Source organism: Saccharibacillus qingshengii, assembly GCF_013185195.1.
In the GTDB taxonomy this organism is placed as follows: Bacteria; Bacillota; Bacilli; order Paenibacillales; family Paenibacillaceae; genus Saccharibacillus; species Saccharibacillus qingshengii.
Genome location: NZ_JAAZWC010000005.1, coordinates 145,225 through 159,320, shown reverse-complemented (window position 1 = coordinate 159,320; position 14,096 = coordinate 145,225). Strand labels below are relative to the sequence as shown.

Here is a 14,096-nt window from a genome sequence, read left to right as displayed (position 1 = left end):
GCATTTTCAAAGAAGCTTCCGTTCGGGTAAACTAGAAGCATACAGGTAAGCGAAGCTGCGGAAGATCCGTTCCGCGTCCAATCAGGGAGAGGAGCACCCACGATGAACGAAGAAGAACTGCGAAGCGGGGAAGCACGGGAGGAGTCGCCGGGTTGGCAGGCTATCGATGCCGCATTGAACCGGGTTTATCCGGGAATCGAACCTTTTCATTACGGAACCCTGGTCTCGTATCGGCTGGGCGGACCCGATCCGCTCGACGGCGTCAGCGTATACAAACGGACCGATCCTGTTCCGCATTGGCATTACGTCACGTACGGATTTACCGAGCTGCACGAAAAAGAATCGGAGAATACGCAGTTCAGCGGCTTTGGCTTTGAATTGACGCTGCGGCTGGCTGCGGAAGGAGAAGAAGAACCGCCGGTATGGGCGATCAACTTCTTGCAGAATCTGGCCCGTTACGTTTTTAGCAGCGGGAATCCGTTTCTGCCCGGTCATCATATGGATGCGAACGGGCCGATCGAATCGGACCGGGAAACGGCCATTACGGCGATCGCTTTTGTGGAAGATCCGGAACTTGGTCAGATTGAATCGCCTTTCGGCGAAAGCCGATTCGTTCAGGTCGTAGGTATTACGCACGAGGAGCTGGACTTGATCAAAGTATGGAATACCCGCAGCTTTCTTGAACTGGCCAAAGCGCGTCTCCCGCTGTATCTGACAGACCTGAAGCGGGAGTCGCTGCTGCAGGATACGGAACTGAGGGCGGCTGCCGAACTTGGCGTACGGACCGAAGGATCGAGTACCGGACATTTGTATTTCGACAGTCTGCTGTGGGAAGAACACCGGAATCTGCTAAAAGGCAATTCGTATGTGCTTCAGCTGGGAGCCAAACAGGCCGAATCGCTGGCCCGAATCGTGACCGGTCGTCTGATGCATGATCGTTCTCTGACCCTGATCGGCCCGGACACCGAAGTGATGCTGCTTCCCGATTTGCAGAACCGGGTGGCCGAAGTGGAGGAAGGGCTCCATCTGTATCTGAACGCGGATGCGGCGGCGGAACTGTCCCGAAGATTGGTTCCTATCGAAAGCGAGTTTCGGCTTGAGACCATGAACCAGCTGACGATCCGGATCGTCAAGACGCTTATGCGCGACTCCGAAGGGAATATCGTGGAGACGATCGGCTGAAGCTGTCCTGTGCCGCATGAACCCTGGCATGCCCAAATACGGGTTAAAATCAAAAAACCGCCGTTTCGGAATATTTCCGATCGGCGGTTTTTTCAGGTCTCGGGGAATTTCTGGAGGTTTTCGGTTTGCTTATGGCTCTGCAAAAGATTTCAATCCGAAGACTCGCAGGATCTGTTGGGTTCATAGAAACGGACGCAGGCCCGGCCTTCCCTCTTGGCTGCGTACAGGGCACGGTCCGCATCATCCAGCAGCTGCGCGGGAGTCTGTCCGTGCTGCGGATACAGCGCGATGCCGATCGAAGACGTTGTGGACAATTCGCGGCCGTCGACGATCCAGGTCTCGCCGAGAGCGGAGCAGAGACGCTCCGCCGTCGAAGCGGTCCACAGCGGAGTTGCGGCTTTAGGCAGGATTACCACGAATTCGTCCCCGCCGATCCGGGCGACGATATCTTGTTCCCGCATTTGTCCTTCGATGCGCCGGGCGATTTGCAGCAGCAGATCGTCGCCGACCGCATGGCCCATCGTATCATTGATCTCTTTGAATTTGTCCGCATCCAGATAGAAGAGGGCGAGAGGCATGCCGGTTCTGTCGGCTTTCTCCATCTCCTGCTGCAGCCGGGTCATCAGGTACCGGCGGTTCGGAATTCCGGTCAGCGAATCCCGGTATGCCATCGACTGCAGCCGCAGTTCGTCGGCTTTCTTGGCACGGATATCGCGGGTGGTCATCAGCACATATTCTTCTTCTTCCCGGCGGACTTTGGACATGACCACTTCGAACCAGCTGTAACTGCCGTTTCGGTGGCGCAGCCGAATATCGCCGCGTCCGTCGACCAGATGCCCGTCGGCCGTCTCCTGCACCAGCGCGTTCAGCTTGTCGAGATCTTCCGGATGCGTAATCGGGAATCCCCGAACTCCTTGGAAAGTTTCGGGAGCATGGCCGAGTACCCGTTCGATCGAAGGGGAAATATACACGGTTTCGCCGCGGCGATTCAGCATTGAGACGATATCCGTCATATGATCGGCAATCAAGCGGTAATGGAATTCTTTCGCCTTGATCGCTTCTTCGTTTGTTTTGCGTTCGGTAATATTGCGGCTGACGACAATCAGACACTGGCGCTGCCCGTCGGCATCGAACAAAGGCGTCTTGACGACTTCCCAATACTGCGTGATCCCGTCGATCCCCGTCGATTTTTTCTCCAGAGTCAGCGGTTTGCGCATTTCCCATGCGGCCTGGTCCGAACGAGCGTTTTTGCGGAACAGGTCTTCAAACTCCGGTCTGAGCGGGATTAACTCGAGATCCGTACGGTTCAGGCATTCCGATTCGGTCAAGCCGTGGGTCTGGAGCACGAGCCGATTGGCAAACAGCCACCGTCCGTCTCGATCTTTCAACACGACCAGGTCGGGAATAAGATCGAGAGCTGTTCGCAGTACGGCTTCGCCATCGCTGCCGGGACCCGGAAAAGGAGCGGCACTGCGGAAGAAATCCGGTAACGGCATAAGCGCCTCCTTATCGTCTGGGTACAGAAGATCCGTAACCCCTATTTATGCTTCTTTCTATTATCGGAGAAACAGAGGACAAGCAGGAGAGACAGAATTCCCGTTTTCGCCGAAAAGAGAAGATAAATATAGGAGCATAAATAGTCGTTCGCCTGCTAATGTTCGGCTGTGTTCTATCCGATATTCAATTCTATGGAAGAGAAGGAACTTGAAGGATTGAAGGAAATTGCAGCCAAAGCGTCACAGATCGGGTAAGCGTTATCATCGCTGCGACAGCAAAGGATAAAGGGTTTTCACATCCGGAAAATGAAAATGAATTATTTTGAATGATTTCGAAGAAAAATGATTGTTTTTTCGGGAAACCTGCGTTACAATGAGTGGCAGATGGAGGAATCGAACATGCTGACAGAAGAAAGATACCGACTCATATTACAGCGCTTACAAGTCTCGGGAATCGTCAAACTTCAGGAATTGGTTGAGCTGCTCGGTACCTCTGAATCAACGGTACGGCGCGATTTGATCGACCTGGAATCGCAGCATCTGCTCAAGCGGGTCCACGGTGGGGCTTCCCTGCTGCACCGGCGGAGCGAAGAACCCGGTATGGAAGAGAAAACGTTCAAAAACGTTCATCAAAAAAACACAGTCGGTCGCGCGGCGGCGATGCAGCTTCGGGACGGGGAATGTATTTACATCGATGCGGGTACGACGACGCTGGCCATGATTCCTTTTATCGAAGCGCAGAACATCACGGTTGTGACCAACGGGTTGTCGCATGTCGAAGCGCTGGTCAGCAAAAATATTCAAGCTTACCTGCTCGGAGGCATGATGAAGAGCCACACCAAAGCGGTCATCGGAAGTATCGCCCTGCAGAACCTGGAAAATTTCAGATTCGACAAAGCTTTTATCGGAACGAACGGCGTCAATGCCGAGTTCGGATTTACGACGCCGGACCCGGAAGAAGCGCTGATCAAGCGCCGGGCCCGCCAGCTGTCGGAACGCTCTTACGTACTGGCGGATGCCAGCAAGTTCGGCGAAGTGGCGTTTGCGAAACTGTTCGACCTTAAGGAAGCGACCATCATCACGGATTCGATTCCGGAGCGGTGGAGAAAGTCCATTCTTGAAAAAACCAAAATAATCGAGGGATAAACCATGATCTATACGGTAACGCTCAATCCTTCTATCGATTACATCGTGGAAGTGGAGAATTTGCAGTTGGACGCCCTGAACCGAATGAAGCGCGATCTCAAGCTTCCCGGAGGCAAAGGAATCAACGTATCGCGTATCTTGAGCCGGCTCGGCATCGAAAATACGGCACTCGGATTCGTCGGCGGATTCACCGGCCGTTTTATCGAGGATGTGCTGAACGCCGAATCGGTCGTCACGGACTTTGTGAACGTGCAGGGCGATACGCGAATCAATATCAAGCTCAAGCACGGCGAAGAGACGGAGATCAACGGACTCGGACCGGAAATAGGAAGCGGCGAAGCCGACAGTCTCGCGGAGAAGCTGAGAACGCTTACCTCAGACGACATCGTCGTCTTGTCCGGCAGCGTACCTCCTTCTCTGGGAGGCGGGTACTACGACCGTCTGATCGCGGTGATCAAAGAACGCGGAGCCCGCTTTGTAATCGATACGACCGGCGACGCGCTGTTGAAAGCTCTTCCGTACGGGCCGCTGCTGGTCAAGCCGAATCACCACGAGTTGGCCGAACTGTTCGGTGTCGAAATTGATGGCCGCGAAGATCTGATCCTATACGGCCGTAGGCTGCTGGAAATGGGTGCGCAGAACGTACTGATTTCGATGGCGGGCGAAGGAGCTCTTCTGGTTACGAAGGAACAGGTTTACCATGCGAACGTGCCAAGAGGCGAAGTGAAGAACTCGGTCGGCGCCGGCGATTCGATGATTGCCGGATTTGTCGGCACGCTCGCCACGACGGGCGATCCGCTATTCGCTCTTCGAACCGGTACGGCTTCCGGCAGTGCTACCGCTTTCTCGGACGATCTGGCCGAGAAAGCGAAGATCGAGTCGCTGCTTCCGCAGGTGCAAGTCAATCCCGTATAACGCATGACCCTATAGATCGGTATCTCCCGCAGCCTGCAGAGGCGACCGGGAACGAATAACCGGTGCGCGGAAGCCGCGGACCGACGACACCTCCAGAGGAGTGGAATAAGATGAGAATTACGGATCTGATGATCGAACCGGTCATGATCATGGACCTGCGGTCCAGCACCAAAGGAGCGGTAATCGACGAATTGATCGCATCCCTGAATGCAAGCGGCCGGATCAACGACGTGTCCGCGTTCAAACAGGCCATTCTGGCCCGTGAAGCGCAGTCCAGCACGGGAATCGGCGAAGGCATCGCGATGCCGCACGCCAAGACAAGCGCGGTCAACCAGCCGACGATCGTGTTTGGTAAAAGCACCCGGGGCGTCGAATACGAATCGCTCGACGAACAGCCGGCCTACTTCTTCTTCATGATCGCCGTGCCGGAAGGCGAATCGAACCTGCATCTGCAGGCGCTCAAAGTATTGTCCCGCATGCTGCTGGACGCGGACTTCCTGAACCGGCTTCGGGAAGTGAAGACTCCGGGCGAAGTGACCGCACTCTTCAACGCGGCACAGTCGCAGTCCGAAGCTTCGGAAGCGGCCGAGCAGGCGAAGAGAGCGGAATCCGCCAGACAAGCCGATTCTTCGACAGGCGGCAGCGCTTCCGGCATGGCCGACGTGATCGTCGGTAACCCGAACTCCGATCAGTTCGTCGTGGCAGTTACCGCTTGTCCGACCGGCATCGCGCATACGTTCATGGCGGAAGACGCCCTGAAAAAGAAAGCCAAAGAACTCGGCATCAATATCCGCGTCGAGACGAACGGATCGGAAGGCGTCGGCAACCAGCTGACGGCAGCCGAGATCGCCCGCGCGAACGGTGTCATCATCGCGGCCGACAAGAACGTGGAGATGGCCCGTTTTGACGGCAAATCGGTCCTTCAGCGCAAAGTCAGCGACGGTATCCGCAAACCTGAAGAACTGATCCGCAAAGCGGTCACCGGCGATGCGCCGATCTACCGTCACGAAGGCGGCTCGGCAGGCGGTACGGATTCGGGCGATAAAGTCAGCGTAGGCGGCAAAATCTACAAAGACCTGATGAACGGGATCTCGCATATGCTGCCGTTCGTTGTCGGCGGCGGTATCCTGATCGCCATCTCGTTCCTGTTTGAGTAGTACGGCGGCGGCGGAGCGGATAACCCGATCTTCAAACTGCTGATGAATATCGGCGGAGAGAGCGCGTTCCACTTCCTGATTCCGATCCTTGCCGGCTTTATCGCAATGAGCATCGGCGACCGTCCGGCTCTCATGCCCGGCGTCGTTGCAGGCTACATGGCTTCCACGTCCGGCGCCGGCTTCCTCGGCGGTCTGGCTGCCGGTTTCCTGGCCGGTTATATTGTTATCGGTCTGCGTAAACTGTTCAAAGGCCTGCCTAAGAGTATCGACGGTCTTAAGCCGATTCTGATCTATCCGGTTCTTGGCCTGCTTGCAGTCGGTCTGGTTATGTACTACATCATCGATCCGGTCTTCGGCGGTCTGAATACCTGGATTACCAACGTGCTGGAGAACCTCGGCACAGGCAACGCGGTTCTGCTCGGTCTGATTCTCGGCGGCATGATGGCCATCGATATGGGCGGCCCGTTCAACAAAGCGGCCTACACGTTCGCGATCGGGATCTTCACTTCGACAGGCGACGGCGCCTGGATGGCGGCGGTTATGGCCGGCGGTATGGTGCCTCCGCTCGCAATCGCCCTGGCTACGACGTTCTTCAAGAACAAGTTCACCGACGAAGAACGCAAATCCGGCGTTACGAACTATGTGCTCGGTTTGAGCTTCATCACGGAAGGCGCGATTCCGTTCGCGGCAGCGGATCCGCTGCGCGTCCTGACTTCCTGCATCATCGGTTCGGCGGTAGCCGGCGGCCTGACCCAATGGTGGGCGATCAACGTTCCGGCTCCCCACGGCGGCATCTTCGTAGCCGCGCTTGCGAACCACGCGTTCTTGTTCCTGCTGACGGTCGTCATCGGTTCGGTAATCTCCGGCCTGATTCTCGGTCTCTGGAAAAAAACGCTGGCCCAGCGTGCAGAAATCACGGCCCGCAAAGCCGCGTAACTCCGGCTCTGTGAGCTTTCTCAGCAGTAATTAGGGCAATCCCGCAGCATCCGACCCGTCTTTCCGGCCGCAAGCCGGCAGGACGGGTCTTTTTGTAATATTCGCTTTCCCCAAAGTCAAATCCGGTTAAGTAAAAGGCTGATTCAATTTTTGCGGCGGTGGGTTATATAAGCCTCATGGCCGGATCTTAAACTTGTACATATTCTTTTTTTGGTATTCAATCTCCCACATACGCTGCCCGGATCCGTGCCGAAGCGAAGTCCGACAAGCATCCATACTGTACAGAAAAAAAGCCTAGACAGATTCAGTTCAGGGATTGAAAAGGGAGGCTTCAGGAGGGTGAGACCGCTTATCAGCATCATCGTCCCCGTATTTAACGTGGAGAAATTTTTGGACAGATGTCTAAGCAGCTTGACATCGCAGACGTTAAAGGACATTGAGATCGTGGTGGTAAACGACGGTTCGACGGATTCGTCGCGGGAGATCGTGCGTACGCATGCCGAGCAGGACGAGCGTATTCGGGTGATCGATCAAGCCAATCAAGGATTGAGCGGCGCAAGAAATACGGGAATCGGCGCAGCAAAGGGCGAGTATCTCGCTTTTGTCGACTCGGACGATTGGGTAGACCCGGAGATGTTTGCAGCGATGTACGCGGAAGCGGTACGCACCCATGCGGATATTTGCGCATGCGACTATACGCTGGCGTACGAACACGATTCGGTATCGAATGTACTTAAGCTTGAAGCCGAACGAATCGATATCGAAGTGTATGGGCTCGATCGGCTGTGGAACAGCAAGAAATATGCGGTAGTCGTATGGAACAAGATTTACCGAAGAAGCCTTGTCGAAGAGTATGGACTGCGCTTCGAATCGAACCGCCGCGTATTCAGCGAGGATGTGCTTTTCAACTTGTGCTTCCTGCGCCATGCGTCGGTGTTCGCTTCGGTATCGGGCGCTTTTTACCATTATTTTCAGCGTCCCGATTCGTTGACGAGCAGTTGGAAACCGGATTATCTCAAGCGCGAGCTGTATCTGGTAGACCGTTTTGCGGATTTCTACGCCGATTACGACAACCGGGAAGTCTATCGCCGGATCTTGAACCGTCTGTTCTTCGAGCGTGTCCAGAACAGCTGCGTGCATGATGTGGAATTCCGGATCAGCCTGAACGAAGCGAGAAGCGGACTGCTCCAGGCCAGTCGGCATCCGGGTTTCCACGACCAGATGAGAACGGCTTCCCGGGACCCCGAAGTGTGGCGGCCGATGCGCTTGTTTGCGAACCTGTGCGCCCGGCGGCGGTATACCTCGGCAATCTTTCTGCTGCGTACGTTGTCCGGTGTTTCGCGGACGCTTCGCAAAGTGCGAAGCACCGGCCGATTCAAAAAGGCAGCGTCGGTTCAGGCTTCATTTTTTTGAAAATCGAATGTAAAAGGTGAAATCGGAGAAAATCCGCGAAAAAGGATGAGAACTTTATGAATCTGAGCATCGTAATCCCGGCTTATCAAGTGGAACACTATATTGGAACGACGCTTGGCAGCCTGCAGCGCCAGACCGCTGCGGATTTCGAAGTTCTGGTTATCGACGACGGGTCGACCGATGGAAGCGGGGAAGCGGCGGAGCGGCATTTTGCCGGGCTGCCTGCGGCCCGGCTGATCCGCACAAGCAACGGCGGCGTAAGCCGGGCACGCAATGCGGGGCTTGCCGAAGCCCGGGGCGATTATGTCCTGTTTCTTGACGGAGACGATTATGTCGACGAACGCCTGGTTGAGAAGATCGCGGAAGCGACAGGGTTCTCCGCCAGCGGGGAGAGACCTCCCGATGCGGTGGTCTGGCGTTTTGTCGAGGTGGCGGAAGACGGAAGCGTGCAGGCGGACTTTTTCCAAGGCAAGCCTCCGCTGCCTAAGCGGCTGAACGGCCCCGACGTGCTGAAGCGAATCTTTTTCGACCGCAATCTGCGGATCCATACGGCGGGAATCGCTTATCGGCGGGAGCTGCTGACCGAGGCCACTCTGGGATACGAGCCGGGCTGCGTGAACGGGGAAGATCAGGAATTCATTTATAAAGCGCTCTGCCGGGCGGAAGACGTCCGGTTCATCGACGAGTCTCTGCTGTGTTATGTGCAGCGCGGCTCGTCGGTGACGTATACATACAATGTGCGCAAGTTCGACTTTGCCGATGCGTTTGCGCGAACCGCGCTCGAGCTGCGGACACGGAATCATCCCGAACTCGACCGGATCGCGGCGGTGCTGGAAGGTCCTTATCTGCTGGAAGATTATCTGTATACGATCCGGACCTGCCTTGAAGGAGGAAACGGCCGAATATCGGCTCTGATGCGCGATATCGAGACGCATTATCCTGGCCTTCACCGACGGATGAAAGAACGTATCCGTACCTGCCGGGCCCAGGGGATCCCTCTGCCGAGGTCGCTGCGTTTGTTTGCGGCTTCTCCCGCGGCCTATGCGCTGCTGCTCCGTACGAAACGCTCCGCCGCTCTGCGCGGGCGGACTGAACGCTCTGCCGGCGAGCCGGTCTCGATCCCATCCGGCGCTGAGGGGGAGGGACCGCGTTGAAGCTCAAGCGTACCCTCCTCAATGCCCTGACGGGCCTGCTCAGCCAGGTGATCACCATTGGACTGGCTTTCTTTATTCCGCGGCTGATCATGGTCGGTTACGGTTCGGAGACGAACGGCCTCGTCAATTCCATTTCCCAGATTATCGGTTATTTGGCCCTGCTGGAAGCCGGGGTCGGAGCCGCTTCGTTGCAGGCGCTGTATAAGCCGGTAGCGGACGGAGACCGCGGGCGGATCAATTCCATTCTGGCCGCCACTTCCGCCTATTACAAAAAGACGGGGATTTATTATTTTGTGGCCGTGCTGGTATTGGCCGCCGTCTACCCGATGTTTGTCGAGAGCGGATACTCCGCGCTGACGGTATTTGCGGTTATCGTATTCACGGGAATGGGCGGAGCGGTCAATTACTATTTCCAGGGCAAGTTCAAGGTGCTGCTGCTGGCCGAAGGCAAAAGTTATATCGAATCGTCGATGCTGACGATCGGGGGGATCGTCAGCAGTCTGGTGCGGATCGTGCTGCTGCTTCAGGGTTTCAGTATCGTGACCGTCCAGCTGTCTTATTTTGTGGTCGTGCTGCTGCAGATCGCCGTCTATCAGATTTATATCCGGCGGCATTACCGCTGGCTGAAACTGAATGTCGAACCGGATTATCCGGCGATCAGCCAGAAGAACTCGGTGATGATTCACGAGCTGTCTTATCTCATTTTCCGCAACACGGACGTTTTGATTCTGACGCTGTTCACGAATCTCAAAGTCGTCAGTGTCTATGTGCTGTACAATATGATCTTCAACGTGGTGGACAGTCTGGTCCAGACATTCGGAGGAAGTATCAAGTTCGCGCTCGGGCAGAGCTTTTTTCAGCACAGAGAAAAATTCAACCGGCTGTACAATGCGTACGAAACCTATTTTATCGGATTGGTATTCGCCGTCGTTACGCTGGCCTATCTGCTCGTCCTGCCTTTTATGAAGCTGTATACGGCCGGCGTCACGGATGCGAACTACATCGATATCTATCTGCCGCTGCTGTTCGCCGTATCGAAACTGCTGATGAATGCGCGGGCTCCCGCGGATAACGTCATCGATATCGCCGGGCATTTTCGCAGCACGCAGACGCGCTCTATTCTGGAGTCCGCGATCAATCTGGCCGTATCGTTGAGTCTTGTTTTTTGGCTGGGGCTTTACGGCGTACTGCTCGGTACGATCGCGGCGCTGCTCTACCGTTCGATCGATATGATCCTGTATGCCAATCTCCGTCTGCTGCAGCGCAGCCCGTGGGTGACGCTGAGGAAGTGGGGGGTATGCGGAGTGTTGTTTGTCGCGGCGGTGTCGCTGGGCGAAGTGTTCGAGCTGCCGATCGTCTCTTATGCCGGTTTCTTCGGATGGGCCGCCTTGCTGGGCATTCTCGTCGTTCCGTTTTATCTGGCGGTGCTGTCGGTATTTGAACGCGACGATTGCCGTTACGTGCTGTCGTTCGTGAAGCGGCTGGCCAAACGTTCGGACCAAGGGCCGGTCGCCCGGACCTCGGAAGAGAGCTGAGCCGGCGCAAGAGGTTCCCGCTTGTTTAAACGGACGATCAGAGAAAAAAGAGCAGGCAAAAAAGAGCAGGGCAGCACGGCAAAAAGCCTCTTTCCGGAAGTTCCGGGAAGAGGCTTTTGCCTTGAAGCGGCGATCAGCTGCTGCTGCCTGCGTTAGCGATCCGCTGCTGTGCTTTTTGCATAACGGCGGCCGTTTCTTCGGTTTGTTTCTTCAGCTTGTTGATATCGTCCTGAAGCTGCGTGTCGTTCTCCTGTTCGCGCTGGAAACGTTCCAGTTCCACTTTGAGGTCGCGGACAGCCGCTTCGATCTCGACTTTCCATTCCATGGCGACTTCGCCGACTTCTTTGCCGAACTCGACCAGTTCGCGGCCTTTTTCGGCTGCGACTTGTCCTTTGGCGCGCAGTGAGGCGATCGCGCTTTGGCTTTTGTCTTTGGCGGCGTAGAACGAATTCTGGCTCTTGTCGCGAATTGCGGAAGCCGCATTGACGCTTTTGTCTTTGAGGTCGATCGCTGCGGAGACGCTTTTGTCTTTGAGGTCGAGCGCCGTTTCCACGCTTTTGTCTTTGAGATCGACGGCAGCGGCAACGCCTCGATCCTTGAGAACAAGGCCTTTGTCTTTCAGGTCTACCGCCGTGTCGGCCAGGAGAAGACGGGTTTCGCTTCCCCGCTGCGGCGCGAGCAGCAGAGCGACAGCTCCGCCTGCGGCGGCTCCGGCTGCCAGCCCGGCAATGAATTTCAGGGTTTGATTCGACATATGTAGGCCTCCTGTCTATAAGGTTCTTCTTTACTATTACCCAGACTCGGGTTTCTGAACAGAGTCAGCCGGCACTTGTCACAAAAAAAGACGCGCCCGGCTAAGGACGCGTCCTTCGGTACAGGTCGGACGCCGGCTTCTGCCGAATCAACGAAGATCCGGCAGTTTGTGCGGAAACGGGACGATGTCGGCGGCGGCCGCTTCCTTGTCCGACAAGGGAGCCGGCCCTGGGTTCGAAGCTTCCAAAGTTTTGGACTCCGAATCGAGTTCCTGCGTCTCGATCGCTTCTTTCCAATCGTCGTCGCTGGAAACTTCCCGGCTGAGCGAAATCAGATCGCGCGTTTTCTCCGCCGTTTCATGTCCCAACTCCATACCGAGCTCTTTGGTATGCTGTGCGATATCCCGGATCTTCTGCCGGGTACCGGCACCCAGGCGGGAGGTCAGAAACCAGGCGGCCCCGGCTCCTGCCAGTGTGCCTGCCACAATTCGGGCCGCACGTTTTTTCTTCATCTCATCCATCGGTCATCACGTCTCCTCGTCGGCTGCAGCCATTGGCTTTCTTATTCCCATTACCCTCAATAGGTCAGCTGCCAAACTGTGCTTGGTGCAAACGGCTGTAAATTCCGCCCGCTTCGACAAGTTCCGAGTGCTTGCCTTGTTCCGCAATCCCGTCTTTGTTCACGACGATGATCCGATCGGCATTTTTGATGGTGGCCAGACGGTGGGCGATGACGAGCGTGGTTCGTCCGACCGCAAGTTCGGCCAGCGACTTTTGGATCGCCAGTTCGGTTTCGGTATCCAGTGCGGAAGTCGCTTCGTCCAGAATCAGAATCGGAGGATTTTTCAGGAACATGCGTGCAATCGCCATCCGCTGTTTCTGGCCGCCCGACAGCTTCACGCCGCGCTCTCCGATCACCGTATCCATTCCTTCCGGCATGTCGCGGATTACATCGGCCATATGCGCGCGGTCGGCGGCTTCCCAGATTTCTTCGATCGTGGCATCCAGTTTGCCGTAAGCGATATTCTCTTGGATCGTGCCCGAGAACAAGAAGACATCCTGCTGCACGATCCCGATCTGCTTGCGCAGCGACTCCAGTGTCAGACCGCGGATATCCATCCCGTCCACGGTAATGCTGCCCGAATCCACTTCGTAGAAGCGCGGCAGCAGGCTGCAGATGGTCGTCTTGCCCGCGCCCGACGGACCGACGAAAGCGACCGTTTCGCCCGGATGCACCGAGAGGCTGATCCCGTCCAGAATCGGCCGTTCTTTCTCGTAGCCGAACGTGACGTTATCGAAACGGATCTCGCCGCTGAGCGAATCGACCGGCTTGGCATCCGGCGCGTCCTGGATATCCGGATCGGTATCCATGATTTCCAAATAGCGGCGGAAGCCGGCGATGCCTTTGGGATAGCTCTCGATCACCGCGTTGATCTTCTCGATTGGACGGAAGAAGACGTTCGCGAGCAGTTGGAAAGCGACGAATTCGCCGATCTGAATCTCGCCCCGGATAAAATACAGCGCGCCGAAGATCAGAACAAGCACGCTGATCAGACGCATCATCATGTAGTTGACCGACATGCTGCCGGCCATCGTCTTGTAGGCGAGCAGCTTCGTCTGGCGGAAAGCCTGGTTCTCGACTTCGAACAGGTCGCGTTCATGCTGTTCGTTGGCGAACGATTGAACGACGCGGATCCCGCCGATATTGTCTTCGATCCGGGCATTGAAGTTGCCTACGTTGCCGAACAGACGGCTGTAGGTACGGGTCATGCGGCGGCCGAAGAAGATAATCATCCAGGCCATGAACGGAATCACGACAAAGGTGATGACGGCAAGTTCCGGACTGATATTGTACATCAGCGCGAATGAACCGATCAGGGTCATAATGGCGATAAATACATCTTCGGGTCCGTGGTGGGCCAGTTCCCCGATATCGTTCAGATCGTTCGTCACCCGCCCGATCAGGTGACCGGTCTTATGGTTGTCGTAGAAACGGAACGACAGCTTCTGCAGTTTGGCGAACAGGTTCTTGCGCATATCGGTTTCGATATTGATCCCGAGCATATGCCCCCAGTAGGTCACGATATACTGCATCCCCGTATTGAGCGCGTAGATGCCGAGCAGTGCGAAGGAGGCGACCAGAATCAGGCCCCAGTTCTGTCCCGGCAGCAGATCGTCGATAAAGACGTTGACCGCAAGCGGAAAGGTCAGTTCGAGCAGACCGGCAAATACCGCACAGCAAAAATCAAGCAGAAACAGTCCTTTGTAAGGTTTGTAAAAAGCGAAGAAACGTTTCGATATGTTGATGCCAATCCCTCTTTTCTCTATAATGTACACCCTGTAAATCCAGCCGGAACAGGTCGGAAAAACTGCCGGACCGCCAACCATTGAGAATCATTCTCTATCATAG

The 14,096-nt window shown here is 55.8% G+C and carries 10 protein-coding genes and 1 pseudogene; 7 read left to right on the top strand and 4 right to left on the bottom strand.

Going from position 1 to position 14,096, the window contains the following annotated elements:
• Nucleotides 1-102 precede the first annotated feature (102 nt).
• Entirely contained in the window at nucleotides 103-1,182 is a 1,080-nt protein-coding gene (locus HRQ60_RS06555; RefSeq protein ID WP_172194843.1) for a suppressor of fused domain protein, read from the top strand.
• A gap of 149 nt (nucleotides 1,183-1,331) precedes the next feature.
• Here the strand turns inward: HRQ60_RS06555 and HRQ60_RS06550 are convergent, their stop codons facing one another.
• Nucleotides 1,332-2,678 carry a diguanylate cyclase domain-containing protein gene (locus HRQ60_RS06550; RefSeq protein ID WP_172194842.1) on the bottom strand — a complete coding sequence of 449 codons (1,347 nt, stop codon included), beginning with the start codon at nucleotides 2,676-2,678 and terminating at the stop codon, nucleotides 1,332-1,334.
• A 399-nt stretch (nucleotides 2,679-3,077) separates the two neighbouring features.
• Here HRQ60_RS06550 and HRQ60_RS06545 point away from each other — a divergent pair, with 399 nt between their 5' ends.
• The 6 genes and pseudogenes from HRQ60_RS06545 (at nucleotide 3,078) to HRQ60_RS06520 (ending at nucleotide 10,934) form a co-directional block, all read left to right on the top strand.
• Nucleotides 3,078-3,824 (top strand): DeoR/GlpR family DNA-binding transcription regulator, encoded by a 747-nt coding sequence (locus tag HRQ60_RS06545; protein WP_172194841.1) that lies wholly within the window; start codon nucleotides 3,078-3,080, stop codon nucleotides 3,822-3,824.
• A 3-nt stretch (nucleotides 3,825-3,827) separates the two neighbouring features.
• The gene (gene pfkB / locus HRQ60_RS06540; RefSeq protein ID WP_172194840.1) at nucleotides 3,828-4,739 is read left to right on the top strand and encodes a 1-phosphofructokinase; all 912 of its coding nucleotides are present in this window, start codon (nucleotides 3,828-3,830) and stop codon (nucleotides 4,737-4,739) included.
• A 110-nt stretch (nucleotides 4,740-4,849) separates the two neighbouring features.
• Nucleotides 4,850-6,832, top strand: a pseudogene (locus tag HRQ60_RS06535) (PTS fructose transporter subunit IIABC).
• 339 nt (nucleotides 6,833-7,171) lie between these two features.
• The gene (locus tag HRQ60_RS06530; protein ID WP_172194839.1) at nucleotides 7,172-8,245 is read left to right on the top strand and encodes a glycosyltransferase; all 1,074 of its coding nucleotides are present in this window, start codon (nucleotides 7,172-7,174) and stop codon (nucleotides 8,243-8,245) included.
• Nucleotides 8,246-8,301: 56 nt separating this feature from the next.
• Nucleotides 8,302-9,399, top strand: a complete 1,098-nt coding sequence (locus tag HRQ60_RS06525; RefSeq protein WP_172194838.1) for a glycosyltransferase family 2 protein — start codon at nucleotides 8,302-8,304, stop codon at nucleotides 9,397-9,399.
• On the top strand, nucleotides 9,396-10,934 hold the full coding sequence (locus HRQ60_RS06520; protein WP_172194837.1) for a lipopolysaccharide biosynthesis protein: 1,539 nt from the start codon (nucleotides 9,396-9,398) through the stop codon (nucleotides 10,932-10,934). The genes HRQ60_RS06525 and HRQ60_RS06520 overlap by 4 nt, the downstream gene beginning before the upstream one ends.
• A 133-nt stretch (nucleotides 10,935-11,067) precedes the next feature.
• Here HRQ60_RS06520 and HRQ60_RS06515 read toward each other — a convergent pair whose 3' ends face one another.
• The 3 genes from HRQ60_RS06515 to HRQ60_RS06505 all read right to left on the bottom strand — a co-directional run bounded on the left by HRQ60_RS06515 (nucleotide 11,068) and on the right by HRQ60_RS06505 (nucleotide 13,987).
• Nucleotides 11,068-11,688, bottom strand: coding sequence for a YtxH domain-containing protein (locus HRQ60_RS06515; RefSeq protein ID WP_172194836.1), 621 nt, complete (start codon nucleotides 11,686-11,688; stop codon nucleotides 11,068-11,070).
• Between the two features lie 147 nt (nucleotides 11,689-11,835).
• Nucleotides 11,836-12,207, bottom strand: coding sequence for a YtxH domain-containing protein (locus HRQ60_RS06510; RefSeq protein WP_172194835.1), 372 nt, complete (start codon nucleotides 12,205-12,207; stop codon nucleotides 11,836-11,838).
• Between the two features lie 64 nt (nucleotides 12,208-12,271).
• Nucleotides 12,272-13,987, bottom strand: a complete 1,716-nt coding sequence (locus tag HRQ60_RS06505; RefSeq protein ID WP_172194919.1) for an ABC transporter transmembrane domain-containing protein — start codon at nucleotides 13,985-13,987, stop codon at nucleotides 12,272-12,274.
• Nucleotides 13,988-14,096 lie beyond the last annotated feature (109 nt).

Bases quoted from the DNA above. Each gene is read 5' to 3' on its own strand.
- HRQ60_RS06550 (WP_172194842.1), bottom strand. From the start codon at position 2,678: ATGCCGTTACCGGATTTCTTCCGCAGTGCCGCTCCTTTTCCGGGTCCC.
- HRQ60_RS06525 (WP_172194838.1), top strand. From the start codon at position 8,302: ATGAATCTGAGCATCGTAATCCCGGCTTATCAAGTGGAACACTATATT.
- HRQ60_RS06555 (WP_172194843.1), top strand. From the start codon at position 103: ATGAACGAAGAAGAACTGCGAAGCGGGGAAGCACGGGAGGAGTCGCCG.
- HRQ60_RS06545 (WP_172194841.1), top strand. From the start codon at position 3,078: ATGCTGACAGAAGAAAGATACCGACTCATATTACAGCGCTTACAAGTC.
- pfkB (WP_172194840.1), top strand. From the start codon at position 3,828: ATGATCTATACGGTAACGCTCAATCCTTCTATCGATTACATCGTGGAA.
- HRQ60_RS06510 (WP_172194835.1), bottom strand. From the start codon at position 12,207: ATGGATGAGATGAAGAAAAAACGTGCGGCCCGAATTGTGGCAGGCACA.
- HRQ60_RS06515 (WP_172194836.1), bottom strand. From the start codon at position 11,688: ATGTCGAATCAAACCCTGAAATTCATTGCCGGGCTGGCAGCCGGAGCC.